Raw genomic sequence first — 22,579 nt, forward strand, 5'->3', positions numbered from 1 at the left:
CATGAAAACGCGGACTTACGGGGAGAGTTCCGGCACGGTGGGCGCCGTTTGCGCCATTACTGCGGCAGTGGTGTTCAGCACCGGCGGCCTCCTCGTCCGGCAGATCGATCTTCCTGCATGGGACGTATCCTTCTGGCGGTCGGCCCTGATGACGATCACGATTCTGCCACTGCTGGTCTGGCGGCGCCGCGAGGTCTGGATCGACGCACGCAATGCCGGTGGCGCCCTGTTCGCCAGCGCGATCGGGATTGCCGGCAGCATGATCGCCTTCATCCTCGCCCTGGGCCTGGCGCCGGTCGCCAACGTGCTGATCGTGTTCGGCGCCACGCCGTTCATCACCGCCCTGGCCGCCCGTCTCGTCCTGGGCGAGCCGCTGCATCGCCACACGCTGCTTGCGATGGCTGCCGCGACCGTCGGTCTCGCAATGTCGGTCGCGGGCTCTCTGGCGGCAGGCGCGCTCGCCGGCATGGCGGTCGCCTTCATCGTCGTGCTCTGCATGAGCGCCAACTACATAGTCGTTCGCCGTCACCGCCATGTCAGCATGACGCCGGCGCTCCTGCTGGCCGGGCTGATCTCCGCCCTGATCTCGGCACCCTTCGCCGATCCCTCGGCCGCCGGTGCGGCCGAGTTCGTCTGGCTGCTGGCACTGGGGCCGGGCCAGCTCGCCGGCGGCCTTCTCCTCTACATGGCGGCGCTCAAGCGCATTCCGGCCGGACGCGCGGCGCTGCTCGGCCTGCTTGAGCTCGTCCTCGGCCCGATCTGGGTGTGGCTGATCGACGGCGAGAAGCCCGGCGACCTGACCTTGCTGGGCGGCGCGATCGTGATCGGTGCCGCCGCGGCGAATGTGTGGCTGGATTCGCGCCACCCCACTGGCTAAGACCGTGATATGACCCAGACTTCCAGCGGCCCCCTCTCGGGCATCACCGTCATCGACCTGTCGCGCATCCTCGCCGGCCCCTACTGCACCTTTCTCATGGCCGAGATGGGCGCCCGGGTGATCAAGGTCGAACCGCCCAAGGGCGGCGACGACGCCCGCGCCTACGGGCCCTTCGTCAACGGCAAGTCGACCTACTTCGCCTCGATCAACCGCGGCAAGGAATCGATTGCCCTCGACCTCAAGAACGACGAGCACCGCGCCATCTTCGAGAAGCTGCTGGAAAAGGCCGACGTCGTGGTCGAGAACTTCCGGCCCGGCACGATGGAGAAGCTGGGCTACGGCTGGGAGACGCTGCATCCCAAATATCCCAAGCTGATCTACGCCTCGGCTTCGGGCTTCGGCCATACCGGCCCGAATTCCAAGGACCCTGCCTATGACATGGTCATGCAGGGCATGGGCGGCATCATGAGCATCACCGGCAACGAGGGTCAGCCGCCGTCGCGGGTCGGCATGTCGATCGGCGACATCGGCGCCGGCCTCTATACGGCGGTCGCAGTGAACGCCGCACTGGTCCATCGGACGAAGACCGGCGAGAGCACGAAGGTCGACATCGCCATGTTCGACTGCCAACTCGCGCTGCTCGAGAACGCGATCATGCGCTATACGGTCGAGGGCGAGATCCCCGGCCCGCTCGGGGCGCGCCATCCGACCATCACGCCGTTCCAGGCGTTCAAGACGGCCGACGGCGCGATCATCATCGCGGCCGGCAACGACAGCCTGTTCGTCAAGATGTGCGGCGCGCTCGGCCTCGAAGGACTCGCCTCCAGCCCCGACTACAAGTCGAACGCCCTGCGCCAGAAGCATCACAAGCAGCTCGAGCTCGCGATCGAATCGGTGCTCAAGGGCCGGCCGACAGCGTACTGGATCGAGGTCGTCTCCAAGGGCGGCGTGCCGTGCGGGCCGATCAACAACATCGAGCAGGCGATCGCCCATCCGCAGGTCGCGGCGCGCAACATGCTGGTCGAGGTGCCCGACGGCAGCGGCGGTACGCTGAAGCTGGCCGGCAATCCACTCAAGATGTCGGCCTTCGCCGATCCCACGACCCGCCGCGCCGCCCCCGACCTCGACGCCGACCGCGCCGCCATTCTCTCGTATATCGGCGGCTAACTCGGTGCGGGCGCTCGTCCGCCTCGCCGCCGGGCTGGCAAAGCTGCTGGCCGGCCTCGTGCTGGCTGTGCTCGTCTTCTGCGCCGGCGCCTACTTCCAGGTGCGCGGCGCCCTGCCCGCCTATGCCGGGCGCCTCGACAGCAAGGGGCTGAAAGCGTCGGTCGAGATCGTGCGCGACAAGCACGCCATCCCGCACATCATCGCGGGATCGATCGAGGACGCTGCCTTCGGCCTGGGCTTCGTTCATGCCCAGGACCGCTTCTGGCAAATGGAGATGATGCGCCGGCTCGGCCAGGGCCGGCTGTCCGAGATCGTGCCGCCGGCGATCGTCGGCAACGGCATCGTCGAAACCGACCGCACGATGCGCGGGCTCGGGCTCTATCGTGCCGCGTCGGACAGCGTGGGCGCGCTCTCTCCCGCCATTCGCAGCATGCTCGAGGCCTACTCGGCCGGCGTGAATGCCTGGCTCGCCGCCGACAACCAGCAGTTCGGCCTCGAACTCACGCTGGTCAAGCTGCTGTCGCTCGGACGCTACCGGCCGGACGCCTGGCAGCCGGCCGATTCGATGGTCTGGGCGAAGATCATGGCGCTCGGGCTCGACGGCAACTGGCGCAGCGAGCTGCTGCGCCTGCGGCTTGCCAAGAAGATCGGCGACGAGGCCATGAAATTCCTGATCGATTCGCCGGGCGAAGGCCGCGACGCCACGCTGTCGCTGGTCAACGAGGCGCTGAACGGCCTCGATCTCGACCGCCTCTACCGCGCCACCGACAATTCAGCCACTCGCAAGCGCGAGGCCTCGAACGAATGGGTCCTGTCCGGCGCGCATTCGGTGTCGGGCAAGCCGCTGCTGGCCAACGATCCGCATCTGTCGCTCGGCTTTCCCGGCACCTGGTATCTCGCGCGGCTGGTCGGGCCGGGCTTCGACATCCGCGGTGCCACGTCGCCGGGCTCGCCGGGCATCGTGCTCGGCCACAACGGCACGATCGGCTGGGGCTTCACCACCACCAACCTCGACAGCCAGGACCTGTTCGTCGAGCGGGTCGATCCGACCGATCCCGGCCGCTACCTCACGCCGGACGGCGCGCGCCCGTTCGGGATGCGCGAGGAGACGATCAACGTGCTGTGGGGCGATCCGGTGCGCCTGCGCGTGCGCAGCACCCGTCATGGCGTGGTGATCGACGATTTCGCGCGCAAGCCCGAGGAATACTCGCCGGCCGGCCATGTGCTGGCCCTGCAGGCGACGGCGCTCGACGGCGGCGACACCTCGCTCGAAGGCCTGCTGCGCATCAGCCAAGCTCAGAACTGGAACGACTTCCTCGCCGCCACGCGCCGTGTCATCACCCCGATGCAGAACGTGGTCTATGCCGACACCGCCGGGAACATCGGCCTGATATCGCCGGCGCGCGTGCCGATCCGGCGCAAGGGCGACGGCTCGCTGCCCTCGCCCGGCTGGACCGGCGAATACGACTGGGCGGGCTTCGTGCCATTCGACGACCTGCCGCGGGTCTACAATCCGGCGAGCGGCATCATCGTCAATGCCAATGCGCGGCTGGTGCCCGACGACTATCGCTATTTCATCACTCGTGACTGGGCGGCGCCCTACCGCCAGCGCCGCGCCAACCAGCTGCTGCGCGAGGTCGAGCGCCATCCGGTCTACGGCATGATCGCCATCCAGGCCGACAACCTCACGCCCGACGCAGCGGAGATGGTGCCATTATTGCTGAAACCCGAGGCGCGCAACCCGCGTGCAATCAGGGTGCGCGAGATAATGGGCCGCTGGAACCGCTTCATGCTGGCGCGCCGGCCCGAGCCGCTGATCTACGACGCCTGGATCTGGGAGCTGCAGCGCGGCCTGCTCGCCGGCCGGCTGGGCGATGAGCTTTACTATGACCTTGCCGCACCCAACCTGTTGCTGATCCAGCGCATCCTCCGCGACAAGCCCGAATGGTGTGACAACCCGAGGACCGCGGCGGTCGAAAGCTGCGACGACGTGATCGCGGCCGCGCTCGAGCGCGCGCTCGGCTGGATCGCGCGCCGGCAGGGTCCCGACGTCGAGAGCTGGCAGTGGGGCATCGAGCATCCGGCCGCCCACCGCCATCCGCTGTTCGACACCGTCCCGCTCCTGCGCGATGTGGCGTCGGTGCGCTTCCCGTCCGATGGCGGTGCGAACACGCTCAACCGTGCCAATCCGAGCTACCGCGGGCCGATGCCGTTCGAGGACGTTCACGGCGCGGGCTATCGCGCGGTCTACGATTTCAGCGATCTCGACAACAGCCGCTTCGCCATTCCGCTCGGCCAGTCGGGCAACATGATGTCGCGCTGGTCGCACAACTTCGTCGATAGCTGGAAGGCATTGCGCTATGTCGAGATCATGGGCACGCGTGCCGAGCTCGTCCGCAGCGCCGTCGGCATCATCACGCTCAATCCGGACGCCCGTTGACGCGCGAGCCATGAGAGACAATATTCCCGCGATGTTCGCGCTCGCCCGCAACCTCACGCCTCGAATGCGCCGTGCCCCTCGGCAGGATGGGACGGAACGCTGACGCGCGGGCGCTGGACGCCTGATCGCTCTCTCCGGCCCTTCCTGCGCGAAGGGCTTTTTCATGTCCGCAAACGACGCGAATAGCCCCGCAAGGGGCCGGAGAGTTCCATGACCCGATTTCTGATCACCAGCGCGCTGCCCTACGTCAACGGCGTCAAACATCTCGGCAATCTCGCGGGCTCGCTCCTGCCCGCCGACATCCACGCCCGCTTCCGGCGACAGACGGGACACGAGGTGCTGTTCCTCTGCGGCACCGACGAGCACGGCACGCCCGCCGAGCTGGCGGCACAGGCGGCCGGCCTGCCGGTTGCCGACTATTGCGCACGCCAGCACACAGTTCAGGCCGTCATTTACCGCGGGTTTGGCCTGTCCTTCGATCATTTTTCCCGCACTTCGGGCGAGGCCAATCGCAGATTGACGCAGGAGATCTTCCTGGCGCTCGATACTGCGGGCTTCATCGAGCCGAAGACCATCCGGCAGGCCTACTCGCCGACGGACGGCCGCTTCCTGCCGGACCGTTACGTCGTCGGCACCTGCCCCCATTGCGGCAACACCGGCGCGCGCGGCGACCAATGCGAGGCGTGCACGCATCTGCTCGACCCCGGCGATCTCGTGACGCCCTGCTCCGCGATCTCCGGAGCAACCGACATCGAGTTCCGCGAGACGCGCCATCTGTTCCTGAAACTCTCGGCGCTGGAGGGCCGGCTGCGCGAGTGGCTCGCGACGCGCCGCGACTGGCCGGCGCTGGTCCAGTCGATCGCGCGCAAGTGGCTCGACGAGGGATTGCGCGATCGTTGCATCACGCGCGATCTCGAGTGGGGCGTGCCGGTGCCCAAGCCGGGCTTCGAGGACAAGGTCTTCTACGTCTGGTTCGATGCGCCGATCGGCTACATCGCAGCCGCCCTCGAAGCGAGCGCGGACTGGCGCGCGTGGTGGCAGGCCGACGACGTGCGATACCTGCAGTTCCTCGCCAAGGACAATGTGCCGTTCCATGCGATCAGCTTCCCGGCGACGCTGCTCGGCTCGGGCCTGCCCTTCAAGCTGGTCGACGTGATCAAGGGTTTCAACTGGCTGACCTTCGAGGGTGGCAAGTTCTCGACCAGCGGCCGGCGCGGCATCTTCACTGACACGGCACTCGATGCCTGTCCCGCCGACTGCTGGCGCTGGTGGCTCGCCGCCAACGCGCCGGAGAGCAGCGACACCGACTTCACCGTCGAACGCTTCGTCGACGGCGTGAACAAGGACCTGGGCGACGTGTTCGGCAACCTCGTCAATCGATGCCTGTCCTTCGCTGCGACACGCTTCGATGCGACGGTGCCGCAGCCCGGTAAGCCCGGTCCCCTCGAACGGCAGCTCGCCATCGACCTCGACGCTCACCTCGCCAACCTGCGCGCCCATCACGAAGCGCTGGCCTTCCGCAAAGCCGCGGAGGAAGTGCGCGCGATCTGGAAGCTGGCGAACGCCTATCTCAGCGAGGCCGCGCCTTGGACTGCGATCAAGACCGACAAGGCACGTGCCGCGACGGTCGTCCATACCGGCCTCAACCTGGTCAGGATCGCGGCCCTCGCCGCATGGCCGTTCATCCCCTTTGCCGCGGAAGAGGTGCTGGACTGCATCGGCGAACCAGTCGCCTGGCCGACAAGCGCCGACACCCTCCCGGCAGGACGGAGACTTCGCGTGCCGCCCGTGCTGTTCCCGAAGATCAGCGCGGCTTGTCTCCGGCCAGCGTGATGCGGTGCATGACCCGGCGGAAGCCGTGATAGTCGTTGATCGGATTGTGCATGGCGCAGCGATTGTCCCAGAAGGCGAGCGAGCCGACCTTCCACCCGAAGCGGCAGGTGAACTCCGGCTTGACCTGGTGGTCCCAGAGGAACTGCAGCAGCGGCAGGCTCTCCTTCTCGGTCCAGCCCTTGATGTGAGCGGTATGCGCCACCGACGTGTAGAGCGCCTTGCGGCCGGTCTCCGGATGGGTGCGCACGAGCGGATGCTCGGCTTCGAGGTTCTTCGGTGTCGCGCCCGAGCCGGCCTGCTTCAGCGCATCCTCGCGGGTCTTGGTTACGTCGGCCTTGGACGAGGCGCTGACGCCGATCAACCCGTCGAGCGTCTGCTTCAGCCCCTCCGACAGCGTCTCGTAGGCGAGATACTGGTTGGCGAACAGCGTGTCGCCGCCATAGGGTGGCACCTCGCGGGCCAGCAACATGCTGCCCATCGGCGGAACCGGCAGGTAGGTCGTGTCGGAATGCCAGATGCCTCCGAAGTTGTTGCGCTCGTGCTCGAGCTTCACCACCGGCGTGATGAACGGCGATTCGGGCAGCCCCTTGAGCTGCGGATACTCGACCGGCTCGCCGAACTTCTTCGCGAAGGCGAGCTGCTGCAACGGCGTGGCCTTCTGGTCGCGCAGGAAGATCACCAGATGCTCGAGCAGCGCGTGGCGCACTTCCGACACCACCTCGGTATCGAGATCCTGCGCCATGTCGATGCCCGAGATCTCCGCACCCAGCGCGCCCGCGATCGGCCTCACCTCGATATGACGATAGTTCTTCATCGTCTCATCCCTTGGCCCACGACGGAGCCGACTTTCCCTTGAAGGCCTCGATGCCTTCCCTCGCCTGCGGCCGGCGCAACAGCCGAACGAGGCTCTCAGCCGCGTCGTCGAGCACGGCGCGATCATCCTCCGTGGCGCAGGACAGCACCAGACGCTTCACCGCCGCCACGGCTTGCGGTTCGAGCTTCAGCACGTCGTCGAGCACCGCCTTGAGCGCCCGGTTGATGTCGGCGATGCCGGCGCAGAGATGGCTGCCGACGCCCAGCCGTCTTGCCTCCGCGGCGTCGATGACCCTCCCAGTGACGGCGAGGTCGCGCGCGGGACCTGCCCCGATCCGCCGCACCACGAAGGGGATGATCTGCGAGGGGATGAAGCCCACCTTCGGCTCAGGCATGCCGAAGCGTGCGCTCTCGTGCAGGATGACGACATCGGAGCAGCACGCCATGCCGAAGCCGCCGCCCACCGCCGAGCCCTCGACGATCGCCACCGTGGCCTGCGGCAGATCGTTCAGCGCCAGCAGCGCGTCGCCGAACTGGCGATAGGCCGCGATCAGCGGATCGGCCGTCCCGCCAGCCGGCGGCGGCGGCATGTCGGCCATCGCGTCAAGATCGCCGCCGGCCGAGAAATGCCCGCCGGCGCCGCGCAGCACGAGCACGCGGCAGGATCCGTCATCCCGCAGGCGGCCGAACGCGTCCTCCAGTTCCAGCATCATGGCGTGGGTCAACGCATTGCGCCGGTCGGGCCGATTCAGCGTCAGCCGTGCAACCGCACCGTCTCGTGCGAGCGTGATGTTGGCGTAATCGACCATTCCGGCTTCTTACATTGTCATCCCGAGCGCCGCGAGCGATCCTTACCGGCAGCCGAAACGAGACATAGACACGTCGGCGAGTGGAGTTCCCTCCTGGCTACGCGAAGGGAGGAAGGCAAGAGCCCACGGGATGACAGCGACCTCGTCATGGGCGATGATTCGCTCGATGAAGCATTTCGCTGCCTCGTTCCTCGCCGTGTTCCTGGCGTGCGCCACGGTATGGCCCACGGCCGCCGCGGACTGGTCGACCGTGTCGACGCCGTCACCCGGACCCACCCAGTCGATCGGCTTCTACAGTGCGGGTTGCCTCCAGGGGGCGCAGCCGCTGCCGCTCGACGGGCCCGGCTACGAGGCGATCCGGATCAGCCGCAACCGCTACTGGGGCCAGCCGGTGATGATCGACTACATCCAGACATTGGCAGCCAGAATGCGGGCTGCCGGGCAGGCACATCTTTACATTGGCGACATTGGGCAGCCACGCGGCGGGCCGGCCCCCTCCGGCCATGCCAGCCACCAGGTCGGACTCGACGCCGACATCTGGTTCGAACGCCAGCCCGGCGCCCGCCGCGCCCCGGCCGACCGCGAGAACCCGCGGCTGCGCTCCCTGGTCAAGGCCGACGACACCGGCATCGACGACACCGTCTACTCCCCGGCGCATCTGAGCCTGCTCCGCACGGCGGCGGAAATGCCCAACGTCGACCGCATCTTCGTGAACAAGTTCATCAAGGAACGAACCTGCCAGACCGCCACCGGCAATCGCGCCTGGCTGAACAAGCTCGTCGTCTGGGTCGGGCATGACGAGCACTTCCATGTGCGCCTTTACTGCCCGCCCGGCAATCCGCAGTGCCAGCCGCAGGCCGGCTACTACAGCGACGATGGCTGCGGGGAGCCGCTCGAGCTCTGGTTCAGGGCGCCGCCGGTCAGGCTGCCGCCGCCCGACGCGGTGCAGAAGCCTTACCGGCCGAAGCTGCCCGCGGCCTGCACTGCCGTAATGAACGCGCCCTGATGTTCCCGCGTCATGATCGTCGTAGCGCTGCGGGAATGGGCCTCGTTCAACAAGCGCGATTGATGCACGCGCGAGCGTAAAGTAGCGCCGCCGGAGTGACTTCGTTATCCTTCCTGCATCCTCGATGATGAGGTGAAGGCTGTCCCGGACTTCCACAGGATGACAGAGACTCCGACACCCTCGGCCCCATGGCGGCTCTGCTTTGCCAACCCGCTCCTCAATCTGGCCGTCTATCTCGCCGTGCTGGTGGGCGCTGCAGCTTATGTCGTCAGCCAGGATGCCCATTTCGTCTACGTCGTTCTCTTCGTCATCACGTCCATCTGGTACGGCGCGAGCTGCGACTGGCTGACAACCGACGGAGCGGCCGGCATCGATGCCCACGTCGCCTCGGACGCGATCATAACCTGCGGCATCGCGTCCCTGATCCTGCACGTTGCCATTGCCGGCAATTACGTCGATGCCGAGCTCGCCCGGAACAAGGGCTTTTCCGAGAGCATCGTCCGGCAGGTCGCGCGAGTCTTCGCCGAGGGCCTGGCGTGCGCGGCGGCCGCCCCCGTCATCGCCATGGTCCTGCGCTTCGTCGAAGCCCGGAAATCGAGCATCACAGAAGCCGAGGCCCCTCTCGACACCTCTCAGGCGCTCGGCGAGCTTGCGCAGCGTGCCGCCGGCATGGCTCGAAGCATGACCGCACTGTCCACCGCGATCGACGCCAGTGCCGAGGGATATGAGGATGCCGCAACCCGCGTTGCCGCCAGTCTCGAAGCGCTCGCCACGGGCATCGACGGAAGATCGAACCTGATTGTCGAGCAGCTTGCCGAGCTCGAGGTGCGCATCCGCGCCCTGAACGATTCGGTGGCGAGGTCCTCGGAGGAACTCGACGAAATCGGTACCGCCCCGCTGGTCGAGCACCTGCAGTCACTTGGCGACCAGATCGACGACTTCTCCGGCAAGCTCCAGGCCGGCGGGGTCCTGCTCAATGGCCTGCGCGACCTGATCGGAAGCGTCGACCGCTTCATCCGGCCAAACACCGAATCCGATCTTGGCTCCGGCAAGCTCTAGACAGCGCACCCGCTTGCGCACCCTGCATCTGCAACTCGGGCAGGAAGTCATCTATCTGCTGATGTCGATCTTCGCCCTCGCAACCTTGATCCTGGCGCTATACGCCACTCAGGCGGCTCGGCCGCCGCCGCCGCCGCCGCCGCCCCCTGCCCTTCCCGACACAGACAAGCAGATCTCGGACCTTGGCAAGCGCAACAGCCAGCTCCTGCTCGATATCTCAGCGCTCGAGGCGCGGGAAAGGCGGCTCGTCGACGAGATCAAGAAGCTGAACGACAAACCGCCGATCATCACTCTGGAGGAACAGCAGGGCTACAAGTTCGAATCCGGCGACGCGTCCCTGACAGCGGACTTCCGCGACAAGCTGACCCGCGAGAAGGTGCCCGAGCTGCTTCGTTACGCGAGCACCTACAACGTCAATATCATCGAGGTCATCGGCCATACCGACGAAGTACCGGTCGGCACGCGGAACTCCAATCTCGATTACATGCTGATCCCGTTCCTCCGGTCCGGTGCCAGCCCGGACACGACCCAGCAGCTCCAGGCCACGGACAATGCCGGCCTCGGCATGGCCAGAGCCGCCGCGGTCGCGCGCTACCTGCTCGCCGACCCCGGTCTCAAGGCTTTGAAGATGCAGATACTCCCGCTCTCCGGCGCGCAGGTCATCGACGTCAACGACGCGTTGTCGACCGGAAGCGACCAGAAAGAAGACCGCAATCGGCGGAGGATCGAGATCCGCGCCAGGCGGGGCAACTGATGGCCGCGGCAATGACGACGCACGACGCGCCACTGGAGTGGCGCCCCCGCGCAAGTTTTGGACCGCTGGGAGCGCGGCTCTCCAGAGCCGCTCTTTCTTCGGGTTGCCACATCCCATGAGCGGCTCTGGAGAGCCGCGCTCCCAGCAACCGACCATGCAAGAGTTCACACCCACTCAGCCGAGGGCGATCTTCAGCCGTTCGTAGGCATCCTTGAGAATCCGGAACCGGTCGTTGCGCTCCCGATAGTCAGGCTGGCCGGGCACGGGGTGAGTCTTGAGCGCTTCCCTGATGAATGCTCTCCGCAACGCGCCCAGTTGCGGCGAGGCGCCCGGCGGAAAGCCGAAGATCCGAAGCAGCTCGTCGCGGGAAAGACCGTGCGCCTCGCGGCCGTCGAAATCCGGCCCGGCCCGGCCTTCGTCCTCCTTCCACCGCTCCCGTTGCCGACGCGCTTCTCCCTCGCGCCGTCGGCGTTCCTCGGCGGCGCGGCGGGCGGCAGCGGCGTCCCTTGCCCGCTTCGCCGCTTCGTCGAGTACCGTGGCCAGCCATTCGACGCGGCCCTCGAATTTTTCCAACTCTTCCGGGACATCGCAATCGGCGTCGTCCATCAGGGCGCTTCGGCTTTGCGCCAAATCGGACAGCAGGTCAGCGCAGGTCGCCTGGTCATGCTGCGACAGCGACGCCCACCCGCCCGCGGCTGCCGCTTCGAGCATCTCCTTGCGCTCGGCCGCAGTCCTGAAGCGCCACGTCAGGCGTGCGTACCGTCGCGACACCTCGAGCATCGCCTTCATAGCGTCGAGATCCGCGAGGGTGGCGATCTCACGGAAGGTCGCAATCTCGCTTGTGTGCCTCGCAAAGGCCGCAAAACGGTAGGGAGCCGGCGATCGCTCGAAGAGATTCCCTATCTCGTTCAGCGCCACGAACAGTTCGAGAAGACCGCGAACAGTGGCATATTCGCCGTAGTGCATGTGCCGATCCAGCAGGGCGCGCTGCCGTTTCGAGACGAGGTCGAGCGACTCCTCCACCTGGCACACGAAAAGCACGAAATTCCGGAAGGCCGCGAGTTCCGCTGCGTCGCGCCTGCGAACCAGCGTCGCATCGAAGCTGTAGTTCGAGATGAATGCCATGAGCGCCTTCGACGGATCACCCATGCGATCGAGCAGCGTCCAGTAACCCATCGGAATCTGGTCCAAGCCGAGCCATTCGAAGAGTTCCAGGGCAGCGCGTTGCCGCAAGACCCGCAGGACCGGATCCTCGGACGTCAATCGCGGATCATCCGCGAACCGCAGGCGTACCCGGCGCGGCGCATCGGCGCTTCCGCGTTCGATTCCCCGGTGCCGTCCCGGTACGGAAAAGACAGGATCGACCAGCCGCGCCGTTCGCAGGAACAGATACCAGGCGGCCTTTGCCGTCTCGACCAGAGCGCCGACCCAACGCAGTCCCCGCGTCGGAACACCGCCCATGGCCGCGGCTACTCGCCCTGCCCCAGCAGCGTCCCGGCCCTGCGCGACAGCCGGAAGAACCACTGGAATATCTGGAAGCCGACCACGAGATAGACCACCGACAGGCCGAAGGCGATGCCGAGATTGTCCCAATGCACGACCTTCTCGACCATGATCGCCCGCATGCCCTCGAAGACATAGGCCGGCGGCAGGCCCAGGGAGATCGCCTGCAGCCACTTCGGCAGCACGCTTACCGGATAGTAGACGCCGCTCACCGGCATCAGGATGAAGACGGCGGCCCAGGCGAAGCTCTCGGCGCTCTGGCCGACCCGCATTATCATGCCGGACATGGCGAGCCCGATCGACCAGGAGAACATCTGCAGGATGAAGAAGAACGCGACCAGCGGCAGGCCGAGCGTGTAGATGTTGTAGCCGAAGAAGGCCCAGGCCAGCAGCGATACCGGGATCATGCCCAGCAAGGTGCGCAGGAGTGCCGCGATGATGATGCCGGTCGCCATCTCCCACGATCGGATCGGGCTCACGAACAGATGGCCGAGGTTGCGCGACCACATCTCCTCCAGGAAGGCGATCGAGAGCGAGAGGTTGCCGCGCACGACCACCTCCCACAGCAGCAGGCCCGACAGCAGCACGCCCGCCGCCTGCGCCACGAACGAGGCCTGCGGCATCAGGTACTGGGTCATGAAGCCCCACATCACCATCTGCACCGCCGGCCAGTAGATGGAATCGATCAGGCGCATCACCGAGCTGCGCCAGATGTGGATGTGGCGCAGCACCAGCGCGTAGATGCGTTGTGCGGAATCGTGGATCGCACCGCTCATTGCGCGGCGTCCTTCTTCAGCGCCTCGAGCCCGCGCCCGCGGCCGCGCGCCATGTCGAGGAACACCTCCTCCATGTCCTCTCGGCCGAAGCGCTCGATCAGCTCGCGCGGGGAACCGCGCTCGAAGACGCGGCCGGACTGCAGCAGGATCACGTCGTCGCACAGCCGCTCGACCTCGCCCATGTTGTGCGAGGCGAGCAGGATCGTGGCATGGGTCTCGGCCTGATAGTCCTTGAGATAGCCGCGTACCCAGTCGGCGGTGTCGGGATCGAGCGAGGCGGTGGGCTCGTCGAGCAGCAGGACGTCCGGCCGGTTGATCAGCGCCTTGGCAAGCGCCACACGGGTCTTCTGCCCGGCCGACAGCTTGCCGGCCTGGCGATCGAGGAACGGTGCGATCTGCATGTGTCGGGCGATCTCCTCGACCCGGCCGGCAAGATCCTTGACGCCGTACAGACGGCCATAGAAGGCGAGGTTCTGGCGCACGGTCAGCCGGTGAGGCAGGTCGACATAGGGTGACGAGAAGTTCATGCGCGGCAACGCGGCGTAGCGCCGGCGCCGCATGTCGATGCCGAGCACATGGATCTCGCCGGCCGTGGGCTCCAGCAGGCCGAGCAGCATGGCGATGGTGGTGGTCTTGCCCGCACCGTTGCCGCCCAGCAGGCCGAGAACGGCGCCGCGCGGCGTCGAGAAGGTCAGATCGTCGACCGCGACGATCTCGCCGTACACCTTGCGCAGGTGCCGGACCTCGAGGGACAGGGAATCGGCCATGGCCGCATCATAGCGCCTTGATCGCCGCTTCGATGCGATCGAGGCCCTTGCTGAGCCGCTCTGCGCCCGAGGCGAAGCAAAGCCGGATGTTGCCCTGCCCGCCCGCGGCGAAGGCCTCGCCCGGCGCCAGCCCGACCTTGTAGTCCCGTGCGAGCTGCTTGCAGAACGCCATCGTGTCGTCGACGCCGTCGACCGAAAAGAAGTTGTAGAAGGCCGCTTCCGGCCGGGCGATCGTGACCCGTGGGTTGGCCGACAGGCGCTGGAACACCAGCTCGCCGCCGGCGCGGCAGCGCTCGACCATCTGCTCGACGAAGGCATCGCCCTTCTCCAGCGCCGCTATAGCGCCGCGCTGCAGGAAGGCCGGCAGGCCCGAGGTGTTGATCTGCACCAGCTTGGCGAGCTGATCGCCCAGGGCCGCGGGATGGGTTAGCCAGCCGATGCGCCAGCCGGTCATCGCCCACGGCTTGGAGAAGCTGTTCAGCACCAGCAGCGCATCGTCCGGCTCGGCGAGCTCGAGGAACGACGGCGCGACGGCACGGGTGTAGATCAGGCGGGCATAAACCTCGTCGGCCATGATCCACAGGCCGCGCTTGCGGGCGAAGTCGAGCAGCGCGCGCTGCTGGTCCGAGCTCATGGTCCAGCCGGTCGGATTGCCGGGAGAGTTCACGAAGATCGCGCGCGTCCGGGAGTCGACGGCGTCGAACACCTTCTGCACGTCGAGCGACCAGGCGCCCTCCTTCGTGCGATCGAGCGCGACGTATTTGGGCTCGCCGCGCATCAGGCGCGTCGCCGAGCTGATGTTCGGCCAGATCGGCGAGACGATCACGATATTGTCGCCCGGATCGAGCAGCATCTGGCAGCACAGCAGGATCGCCTGCATGCCGCCGGTGGTGACCGAGATGCGGTCGGCGGCGCATTCGATGCCGTACAGCCGCTCGGTGTAGGTCGACAGCGCCGCGCGCAGCTCGGGCAGGCCGCGTTGCCAGGTGTAGAAGGTTTCGCCTGCCTGCAGCGCAGCGGCGGCCGCATCACGCACGAAGCCGGGCGTCACCAAGTCGCCTTCGCCAAACCACAGTGGCACGACGTCGGGGTCGCCGAACACCGTCATCGCCACTTCGGAGATGCCGGTCTCGGTGAGGTCGTGGGCGATCGCCCGGCTGAGCGACGCGCCAAGCCCGGCGGGCAGGAAACGAGGGTCTAATTCCATGCGTTGCACGTAGCGCATCGGCTACTTCTTCGCCACCCGGCCGCACCGGACTATTGTTGGCAGCGAGGCCGAGCCTGGCTTATCGTTGGCGCATCACCCTTGGAGTTTACCGATGAAGCACGCCGCTTTCGGATTGCTGATGGCCTTCCTTACCGCCGGCTGCGTCCACGGTGAAGCTGTCGAGCAGGTCCATGCCGGCATGAGCCGCGAGGAGGTCGCCGCCGTGATGGGCCCGCCGGACGGCTCGAGCAACACGGCGGGCCGCGAATGCCAGATGTACACCGTCGCCAAGGACTTCTGGAGCCGCGTGCCCTGGAACATGACCGACCGCTATTACGTCTGTTACAGCGACGGCAAGGTCGACACGTTCGGTCAGGCGACATGAGCGACGACGACTACGCCCGCCGCAGCTACGGCGCGATTCCGGTCGGCACCGGCGAAAGGCCGGGCATCGTCGTGGTCGATTTCCAGGTCGGCTTCACCGATCCGCAATATCCGCTGGGCGGCGCGCCGCTGGTCGTGCGCGCGCTGCACAACACGGCGAAGCTCCTGAAGGTGGCGCGCCGGCACGGCGTGCCGGTGGCGGTGTGCAATACCGCCTACCTGAACGAGCGCGAGATGCCTTACTGGAAGATCACCGCCGTGCGGGAGACCTTCCTGCACAGCCATCCAAGCACCAGGCTCGATCCGCTGATCTACGATGCCGCCTATGATGTGCACGTTACCAAGAAAGGCCCGTCTATCTTCTTCGAGACCGGCGTCGCCAACTATTTCACCAAGGAGCGGGTCGACACCGTGATCGTGACCGGCTGCAACACCTCCGGCTGCATCCGCGGCACCGCCCTGGACAGCTTCAGCCTGCGCTATCGCACCCTGGTGCCCGAGGACTGTGTCGGCGACATCGAGGAGCAACCCCATCGCGACAACCTGCGCGACATCGGCCGGCGCTACGTCGACGTGGTCGATCTCGCCTTCTGCACCGACTACCTTGAAAGCTGGGCCCGCCGCAACGCGCTCTGACACTCTGTTGGGAGCGCCGCCACGAGGCCCTAGAATGCCGCTCCGTTCCGCGGCCGGTCGACCTGCGCGGCGAGTTCGCCGCAGCTTTTTCGCTCCACGCCGATGGCGATCACCCGGCCGCCCTTGTGCAGGCAGCCGTTCTTCCAGTCGCCGGCAAACGTCTCGCCCAGGAGGTTCACCGTTCCGAAGCCGTTCGGGACGTCGTTGACGTACTGGCCCTCGAAGCTGCTTTCTTCATTCCAGACGTAACGGCCGAAGCCTTCGCGCTTGCCACCTCGATACGTGCCATCGAAGCGGTCGATCCGTTGGCCGTGCTCGAACCATTGCACCGTTCCGCGACCGTCTCTTTTTCCGCCTGGGCAGCTGCCGCTCCAAACGACACGATCCTGTGGGTCAGGATGCCAATCCCACATCCGGCAACCCGTCTTCGCGTCCAACAGCCAATCATCTTCCAGGCAGGGTTCAGTCCAGCTGATCTGTATCGAATCCGGCGCTTGCGGGGAGCAATCGGTCCAAGACGGTGCCATGGCAAGCTGCTGCGCAAACGCCGAAACGCCGGTGAACTCGATCGCTGCAATCAACAGTCCCGTAGCATATATGGATGCGCGCATGCCCAAACGGCCCCCTGCAGCCGTATAAGGGCAATGCCAGCCGCGGCGGAAAGTTGCGCGGCCAACCGCGGAGTTCTCCATGACGATGCTGATCGCAGGCCTTGTGCTCTTCCTCGGTATCCACACATTCACGACGCTGCGCGAGCCGCGCGCTGCGCTGATCGGCAGCATCGGCGAAGGGCCCTACAAAGGGCTCTACTCGCTCGTGTCGGCGGCCGGCCTTGTCCTCATCGTCTGGGGCTTCGGCCGCTATCGGGCTGACGGCTACATCCCGGTCTGGGATCCGCCGGTCGGGCTGCGCCACCTGACCCTGCTGCTGATGTGGTTCTCGTTCGTAGCTCTCGCGGCGGCGTATGCGCCGCCCGGAAAAATCAAGGGACTGCTGCGCCATCCCATGCTGGTCGGCGTGAAGATCTGGGCCCTGGCGCATCTCCTGGCCAACGGCGACCTGGGCTCACTGATCCTGTTCGGCACCTTGCTCGCCTGGGCCGTCTATGACCGAATTGCGGTTAAGCGCCGCGGCGATCCCGGCGCTCCGCGCTCCGGATTCACGGCAGGTGACGCCATCGCCGTCGTCGTCGGCAGTATCGCCTATGGCGCGATGTTCTGGTTGCATCCCTGGCTGATCGGCGTTCCCATAGCGTGATAGGCAAGATGATCTTCGCGGGGACCGCGCCACGGGTGACGCGGTCCCGGTTCATGACTTCAGCGAAAGCACGCTCTCGAGCGCGGCGCAGATGGCGGCATCGTAATAGGGCTTGGGGACCACCGGACGATGGCGGTGCTTCTCCGGAATGTCGCGCGGCGGATGGGCCGTCACGAAGACGAACGGCACGCCGCGCTCGGCCAGGGCATTTGCGACCGGAAACACCAGCTCTCCCTGCAGGTTGATGTCAAGCAACGCAGCATCGACGGTTTCGCGGTCGAGCGTCTCCAGGGCCGCCTCGACCGAGCGCGCAAGGCCTGCCACCTCGTAACCGGCGTCCTCCACGCACAGGCCGATCGCGATGCCGAGCAGGTCATCGTCTTCCACGATCAGCACGCAACGCGGACGGTCCTTGAGGCCGGAAGATGCTTCACCCAACATTAAGACAACTTTCTGCAGTACCTTGGCGATAATCCTGCCACGTATCGAGAACGTACTCCCGAAGACGACGTTGCGGATTTTTCAAGCTGCTCTGGCCGCGTCCATCGCCTTCTTCGGTTATCAAGGGCCAGCCTTGATGCCTGCTTCCTCGACCACCCTGCGCCACTTCGGGATGTCGCCGGCGATCGCCGCCCTTGTCTCCTCGCCCGTGCTGCCGACCGGATCCAGCCCGATCACGGCGAACTTCTTCACCATCTCGGGATCAGCCAGCACCCTGAGCGATTCGGCCCGCACCTTCTCGACGATCTCCTTCGACGTGCCCTTGGGTGCCAACAGTGCGAACCACGAGGTCGCCTCGAAGCCGGGAAAGCCCGACTCGGCGACCGTCGGCAGGTTTGCGGAGTTGGGTGAACGCTTGGGCGCCGTCACGGCGATGCCGCGCACCCGGCCGTCGCGCACGAAGGGCATCGCCGCTCCCGCATTCTGGATGCCGACGGGCACGATGCCGCTCATCGTGTCGGTGAGGTTGGCACCTCGATAGGGGATGTGCTCCATCTTGATACCTGCCAGGTGGCAGAGCAGCGCGCCTGCCACATGCTGCGGCGTGCCAACGCCCGGCGAGCCGTAGCTGAGCTTGCCGGGATTGGCTTTGGCATAGGCGATCAGCTCCGCCAGCGTCTTCACCGGCAGGTCGTTGTTCACGAAGACGATGCTCGACGTCGCCAGCGAGGTCGAGATGTGCTCGAAGTCGTTCACCGGATCGAATGGCAGCTTCTGCAGGCTGGGCAGTATGGTGATCGCGGCATTACCGGACCACATCAGCGTGTAGCCGTCGGGCGCCGCCTTGGCGACCTTGTCGGTGCCGATCGCACCCGAATTGCCGGCGACGTTCTCGACGATCACCGGTTGGCCCCAGGCCTCGCCGAACTTCTGGGCGAACATGCGCGCGGTGACGTCGGTCGCGCTGCCGGCCGTGAAGCCGACGAGAAGCTTGACCGGCTTGTCAGGCCAGGCGGTGGTTTGCGCGGCGACGGGCGCGGTTGCTACGCCAAGCATCAGGCCGCCGAAAGTGCGGCGCGAAATCGAGTGCATTGCTTCCCTCCCAGACTTTTGCCGAGAGTATCATTTTTTGCAGTCGAGATGACAGTCAGCCGATGCGCTCGAGCACCGGCAGCAGGTATTTGCGGAATTGCGCGGGATTTTCGGACATCGGAAAGTGGCCGAGGCCTTCCATCACCTGGAAGGACGTCGCCTTCACCAGCTTCGCGAGCTCGGCGGTAAGCTCGGGCGTGGCCGAGAGGTCGTATTCGCCGGTCAGCAGGTGCAATGGGCAGCGTTTGGTGTCGAGGCTGTCGAGCAGGCCGTTCCGCAGGTCGCCATCGGTGAAATAGTAATGCAGGTCGCCGAGAAACACGCCCGGCCCGCCCTGCATGTAGTGCCAGAGCGTCTCCCACTTCTCGCTCTGGGGCGATGTCGGCGCGATCAGGCACGCGACGGAGCCAGCGGCGGCTTCCTGCCCATGCACGTCGGGACGGTACATCACGCCGAGGTCGCGCAGACGGGTATCGGCGCCGGCATCGGCATGGGTGGCCGACTGCAGGCCGATGGCGGCGCGGAAGTATTCGCCGTGGCGCAGCGCCAGATGGAGCACGGCGCGGCCACCGATCGAGCAGCCCATCACCACCGGCCGGTCGAGCCCGAGCGCGCGGCAGAAGGCCATGACCGTGTCGACATAGAGGTCGGTCGTGAGCTGATAGGCGTCGCGCTCGAAACCCGGCGGCGGCGAGGACTTGCCGTGCCACGGCAGGTCGAAAACGACGACGCGGAAGCGGCGGGTGATCTCGGCGTCGTTTAGCAGCGCGCGATATTGCCGCCCGTCGGCGCCGGCCGTGTGCAGGCAGACGAGCGGGATGCCCTGCCCCGCTTCCTCGAAATAGAGTCGATGCGGACGGCCATTGAGGTCGAGCCTCAGGTAGCGGCCGACGACCGGCTCGATGACCGGCGCGCCGATCCCAGGCAAAGCTTCCACGGGTGTCTCGGGACGCAGGGCGGCGAAGAGCTGCTCGAGGAAGAGCAGGTTGCGCCCGAACGCCAGCATGTCGCCTTCGACCCGCAGCGTGCCCATGCGGACCATGCCGACGATGCTCTGGTAGCCGACCGGCGGCACCGGCCTCGCGTACGCCGCCCACGTCTCGGGGCTGGCGATGAGAGTGAAAGCCGCGTCGGACGACGCACCGGGCGCCGTCGTGATCGTCTCGCCGACACGAACCGTCGCCGCCGCGTCGCCCGCGCGCACGACCACCGACAAGCCGGCCTTCCTCGCCCGCTGCTGCAGCGCCGGCCGTCCGTCGAGAGCCTGCGCCAACCTGTCGAACTGGACCATGTCACGCCCGCTTCGGCTGATGGAACTCGTAGGGCGGGTAGTCCTTGGTGATGTCGGAGACCACCTCGATCATCGCCGGAGCATTGGAGGCGATCGCCTCGCGCAGCGCGCCCTTGAGCTGGTCGGCGGTTTCCACCTTCCAGGCGCCGACGCCAAACGACTTGGCGTAGAGCTGGAAGTCCGGGTTGGTCAGCAGCGAGCCGGAATGCCGCCCTTCGTACAGCCGTTGCTGGTCGCGCAGGACGTTGCCGTAGGATGAGTTGTTGACGACGACTGTCACCAGGTTGATGCCGAACTGCATCGCGGTCGCAAGGTCCGAGCCGCCGAAAAGGAAGCCGCCATCGCCGGTGATCGACACGACCGGCCGGTCGGGGTTGCCGACCTTCACGCCCAGCGCCGTCGGGAAGCCGTACCCGAGGGTCCCCGAGAAACCCGATGTGATGAACCGGCGTGGCTGGTGCGCCGGATAGCCGTACCAGGCGATGTAGCCGACCTGCGTTACCTCGTCGACGACGATGCCGTCGTCCGGCAGCACCTCGCGGATCGCCTCGAGCATCGACCATTGCGGCTGGGCCTTCTGGATCTGCGCCAGCGCCGCCGCCTTCGCCTCGGCCACGGCTTTGCGCCATTCAGGCCGCTCATTGCGCTCGACCATTGCGGTCAGCGCCCGCGTGCCCTCGGCGGCATCGGCGACGATCGGCACGTTGACGGTCAGCCGGCGATGCTCCGCCGGGTCGATGTCGATACGCGCGATCTTCAGTCCCGCCGGCGCCGGCGCCCAGCGCGCCACCGGCACGTCGAGCCGCGTGCCGATGCCGATCAGCAGGTCGGTATGGTCATAGATCTTGAAGCCGGCGACCGTGGTCAGCGACAGCGGGTGACGCGAATCGACCACGCCCTTGCCGGTGCGGAATGCGACGACTGGCGCACCGATCTTCTCTGCCAGCGCCAGCACCTCGGGGCCCGCCTCGTTCGCCCCACCGCCGACCCAGATCATCGGCGCCCGTGCCGCATTCACCAGCTTGGCGAGCGCCGCGATCCTGTCGCCATCGGGCACCGGCGCGGGACGCTTGCCGAGCGGCTCGACCGGCGTCACGTCGGCGACCATCGGGAACATGTCCAGCGGCATCTCGACGGCAACCGGGCCCGGCCGGCCCGACACCATCGCCTCGAACGCGCGCGCCATGACCTGCGGCGCGTCGGTCGGATGCTCGATGCGCTCGGCGAACTTCAGCACGCTCTTCAGGGTGGCGAGCTGGTCCGGCATCTCGTGGAGCTGACCGCGCCCGCGGCCGATCATGGCGCTCGACACCTGGCCGGTGATGCACATGATCGGCGTATTGACGCCCCACGCCGTCAGCATCGCGCCCATCGCATTCATCACGCCGGGGCCCGGCACCACGGTGAAGACCGACGGCTTGCCGGTCGATTGGGCGTAGCCCATCGCCATGTAGGCCGTCGTCTGCTCGTGCCGCGCGTTGAGCACACGCAGACGGTTGGCGTTGCGCGCGAAGGCGTCGAACAGTCCGTACATCTGCACGCCGGGCAGTCCGAAGATGGTGTCGATCCCGTGGCGCAGGAGAGAGTCGACGATGGCGTCTCCGCCGGTCATGCGAGGCATTGGGCGTTTCCCGTTTCCGTTCGTTATGGCTTCGCCAGCTGTCGTGCGCCCTTGGCGGGCGGGGTCTCCGGCGGCCCGGCAAAGCACTGTGCGATGCTCATCCAGTGCTTGGCAACGTCGCCCTCCACCAGGAGCGACGTGTCGGCGACATTGCGCGTCTGAGTCACCACAGTGCAGAATGCGACGGCGTCGCCCGACACGCCGTCCGTCGCGCACGCCGCGTTCCACTCCCAGGTCTCGCCGTTCGGACCATCAAGGCGCACCCGCGGCATCGTGGATGGAACCGCCAGGTTCCTGACGCGATAGGTCCAGCCGAAGGTGCGTACGCCGATCTCGGCGATGTTGCGCAGCCGCGCCGACGGCGCGGGCCGCTCGATCCCCATGACGTCGTAGATTGCCTGCGAGTGCGACCATATCTCCATCTGTCGCGCGGTCGCGAACATGCGCACGCCCATGTCGGGACCCGCCCATTTGAGCCGCGCATCGGCCGGCTTGGCCGCGAGCGCATCGCACAGTTCCCACAGCGTCGCGCGCCATCGCTCGCGGAGCGCGCGGCCGGTGAGCCCCGCCAGACGCTGACGCGTCTCCTCGAGCCGGCTCAATCCCGCCTCCCGCTTCGCCTGGATGTCGGCCCGCAGAGCGGCAAACGCCGCCTCGTCCGTCGCCGAGGCGAGCCCCATCCGATCGCCCATGTGGAGGTGCTGGACGATGTCGTCGATCGTCCAGCCCTTGAACAGGGTGGCGCGCCGCCAATCTTCATCCTTCAGCCCGGCGAGCAGGCGGTCGAATTCATCGGCCTCGGCGCGGAGATCGACGATCTGTTGCAACGTCATGCTGGCCTCACCT

At 66.7% G+C, this 22,579-nt stretch carries 22 protein-coding genes; 10 read left to right on the plus strand and 12 right to left on the minus strand.

Going from position 1 to position 22,579, the window contains the following annotated elements:
- Position 1 precedes the first annotated feature (1 nt).
- The 4 genes from ACQY8M_RS26865 (at position 2) to metG (ending at position 6,317) form a co-directional block, all read left to right on the plus strand.
- A complete protein-coding gene (locus ACQY8M_RS26865) occupies positions 2-877 on the plus strand; it encodes a DMT family transporter (protein ID WP_428662167.1) in 876 nt (291 codons plus the stop codon).
- A 9-nt stretch (positions 878-886) separates the two neighbouring features.
- Positions 887-2,044, plus strand: a complete 1,158-nt coding sequence (locus ACQY8M_RS26870) for a CaiB/BaiF CoA transferase family protein (protein WP_428662170.1) — start codon at positions 887-889, stop codon at positions 2,042-2,044.
- Between the two features lie 4 nt (positions 2,045-2,048).
- On the plus strand, positions 2,049-4,484 hold the full coding sequence (locus tag ACQY8M_RS26875; protein WP_428662173.1) for a penicillin acylase family protein: 2,436 nt from the start codon (positions 2,049-2,051) through the stop codon (positions 4,482-4,484).
- Between the two features lie 210 nt (positions 4,485-4,694).
- Positions 4,695-6,317: a methionine--tRNA ligase gene (gene metG / locus ACQY8M_RS26880; protein WP_428662175.1), complete on the plus strand. Its 1,623-nt coding sequence runs from the start codon at positions 4,695-4,697 to the stop codon at positions 6,315-6,317.
- Here the strand turns inward: metG and ACQY8M_RS26885 are convergent.
- The gene (locus ACQY8M_RS26885) at positions 6,289-7,131 is read right to left on the minus strand and encodes a TauD/TfdA dioxygenase family protein (RefSeq protein ID WP_428662178.1); all 843 of its coding nucleotides are present in this window, start codon (positions 7,129-7,131) and stop codon (positions 6,289-6,291) included. The genes metG and ACQY8M_RS26885 overlap by 29 nt on opposite strands.
- 4 nt (positions 7,132-7,135) lie before the next feature.
- A complete protein-coding gene (locus ACQY8M_RS26890) occupies positions 7,136-7,939 on the minus strand; it encodes an enoyl-CoA hydratase/isomerase family protein (RefSeq protein ID WP_428662181.1) in 804 nt (267 codons plus the stop codon).
- A gap of 166 nt (positions 7,940-8,105) precedes the next feature.
- On the opposite strand from ACQY8M_RS26890, the gene mepA reads away from it, so the two are divergent.
- The 3 genes from mepA to ACQY8M_RS26905 all read left to right on the plus strand — a co-directional run bounded on the left by mepA (position 8,106) and on the right by ACQY8M_RS26905 (position 10,758).
- Complete coding sequence (gene mepA, locus ACQY8M_RS26895) at positions 8,106-8,945, plus strand: penicillin-insensitive murein endopeptidase (RefSeq protein ID WP_428662183.1); 840 nt, start codon at positions 8,106-8,108, stop codon at positions 8,943-8,945.
- 159 nt (positions 8,946-9,104) lie between these two features.
- Complete coding sequence (locus tag ACQY8M_RS26900) at positions 9,105-10,004, plus strand: hypothetical protein (protein ID WP_428662186.1); 900 nt, start codon at positions 9,105-9,107, stop codon at positions 10,002-10,004.
- Positions 10,005-10,017: 13 nt separating this feature from the next.
- Positions 10,018-10,758 carry a hypothetical protein gene (locus ACQY8M_RS26905; RefSeq protein WP_428662189.1) on the plus strand — a complete coding sequence of 247 codons (741 nt, stop codon included), beginning with the start codon at positions 10,018-10,020 and terminating at the stop codon, positions 10,756-10,758.
- A 174-nt stretch (positions 10,759-10,932) separates the two neighbouring features.
- Here ACQY8M_RS26905 and ACQY8M_RS26910 read toward each other — a convergent pair whose 3' ends face one another.
- The 4 genes from ACQY8M_RS26910 to ACQY8M_RS26925 are packed head-to-tail and all read right to left on the minus strand — an operon-like array spanning position 10,933 to position 15,029.
- Complete coding sequence (locus ACQY8M_RS26910) at positions 10,933-12,219, minus strand: J domain-containing protein (protein WP_428662192.1); 1,287 nt, start codon at positions 12,217-12,219, stop codon at positions 10,933-10,935.
- An 8-nt stretch (positions 12,220-12,227) separates the two neighbouring features.
- Positions 12,228-13,037 carry an ABC transporter permease gene (locus ACQY8M_RS26915; protein ID WP_428662195.1) on the minus strand — a complete coding sequence of 270 codons (810 nt, stop codon included), beginning with the start codon at positions 13,035-13,037 and terminating at the stop codon, positions 12,228-12,230.
- Positions 13,034-13,804: an ABC transporter ATP-binding protein gene (locus ACQY8M_RS26920; RefSeq protein WP_428662198.1), complete on the minus strand. Its 771-nt coding sequence runs from the start codon at positions 13,802-13,804 to the stop codon at positions 13,034-13,036. The genes ACQY8M_RS26915 and ACQY8M_RS26920 overlap by 4 nt, the downstream gene beginning before the upstream one ends.
- Before the next feature lie 7 nt (positions 13,805-13,811).
- Entirely contained in the window at positions 13,812-15,029 is a 1,218-nt protein-coding gene (locus ACQY8M_RS26925) for a pyridoxal phosphate-dependent aminotransferase (protein WP_428662200.1), read from the minus strand.
- Positions 15,030-15,123: 94 nt separating this feature from the next.
- Between ACQY8M_RS26925 and bamE the strand changes: the two genes are divergently transcribed.
- Together bamE and ACQY8M_RS26935 are read left to right on the plus strand one after the other, a co-directional pair.
- A complete protein-coding gene (gene bamE, locus ACQY8M_RS26930; RefSeq protein ID WP_428662203.1) occupies positions 15,124-15,396 on the plus strand; it encodes an outer membrane protein assembly factor BamE domain-containing protein in 273 nt (90 codons plus the stop codon).
- Positions 15,393-16,031, plus strand: coding sequence for an isochorismatase family protein (locus ACQY8M_RS26935; RefSeq protein ID WP_428662205.1), 639 nt, complete (start codon positions 15,393-15,395; stop codon positions 16,029-16,031). The genes bamE and ACQY8M_RS26935 overlap by 4 nt, the downstream gene beginning before the upstream one ends.
- Positions 16,032-16,060: 29 nt before the next feature.
- Here ACQY8M_RS26935 and ACQY8M_RS26940 read toward each other — a convergent pair whose 3' ends face one another.
- Positions 16,061-16,612, minus strand: a complete 552-nt coding sequence (locus ACQY8M_RS26940) for a hypothetical protein (RefSeq protein WP_428662208.1) — start codon at positions 16,610-16,612, stop codon at positions 16,061-16,063.
- A gap of 109 nt (positions 16,613-16,721) precedes the next feature.
- Here ACQY8M_RS26940 and ACQY8M_RS26945 point away from each other — a divergent pair, with 109 nt between their 5' ends.
- A complete protein-coding gene (locus ACQY8M_RS26945; protein WP_428662211.1) occupies positions 16,722-17,288 on the plus strand; it encodes an NnrU family protein in 567 nt (188 codons plus the stop codon).
- Between the two features lie 51 nt (positions 17,289-17,339).
- Here the strand turns inward: ACQY8M_RS26945 and ACQY8M_RS26950 are convergent, their stop codons facing one another.
- The 5 genes from ACQY8M_RS26950 to ACQY8M_RS26970 all read right to left on the minus strand — a co-directional run bounded on the left by ACQY8M_RS26950 (position 17,340) and on the right by ACQY8M_RS26970 (position 22,566).
- Complete coding sequence (locus tag ACQY8M_RS26950; RefSeq protein ID WP_428662214.1) at positions 17,340-17,729, minus strand: response regulator; 390 nt, start codon at positions 17,727-17,729, stop codon at positions 17,340-17,342.
- Positions 17,730-17,849: 120 nt separating this feature from the next.
- Positions 17,850-18,821 carry a Bug family tripartite tricarboxylate transporter substrate binding protein gene (locus ACQY8M_RS26955; protein WP_428662217.1) on the minus strand — a complete coding sequence of 324 codons (972 nt, stop codon included), beginning with the start codon at positions 18,819-18,821 and terminating at the stop codon, positions 17,850-17,852.
- 55 nt (positions 18,822-18,876) lie between these two features.
- Complete coding sequence (locus ACQY8M_RS26960) at positions 18,877-20,112, minus strand: alpha/beta fold hydrolase (protein ID WP_428662220.1); 1,236 nt, start codon at positions 20,110-20,112, stop codon at positions 18,877-18,879.
- A 1-nt stretch (position 20,113) separates the two neighbouring features.
- Positions 20,114-21,733 carry a thiamine pyrophosphate-dependent enzyme gene (locus ACQY8M_RS26965; protein ID WP_428662223.1) on the minus strand — a complete coding sequence of 540 codons (1,620 nt, stop codon included), beginning with the start codon at positions 21,731-21,733 and terminating at the stop codon, positions 20,114-20,116.
- A 23-nt stretch (positions 21,734-21,756) separates the two neighbouring features.
- The gene (locus tag ACQY8M_RS26970; protein ID WP_428662226.1) at positions 21,757-22,566 is read right to left on the minus strand and encodes a TIGR03084 family metal-binding protein; all 810 of its coding nucleotides are present in this window, start codon (positions 22,564-22,566) and stop codon (positions 21,757-21,759) included.
- Between the last annotated feature and the right edge of the window lie 13 nt (positions 22,567-22,579).

It is taken from the genome of Reyranella sp., from assembly GCF_965279465.1.
Lineage (GTDB): Bacteria > Pseudomonadota > Alphaproteobacteria > Reyranellales > Reyranellaceae > Reyranella.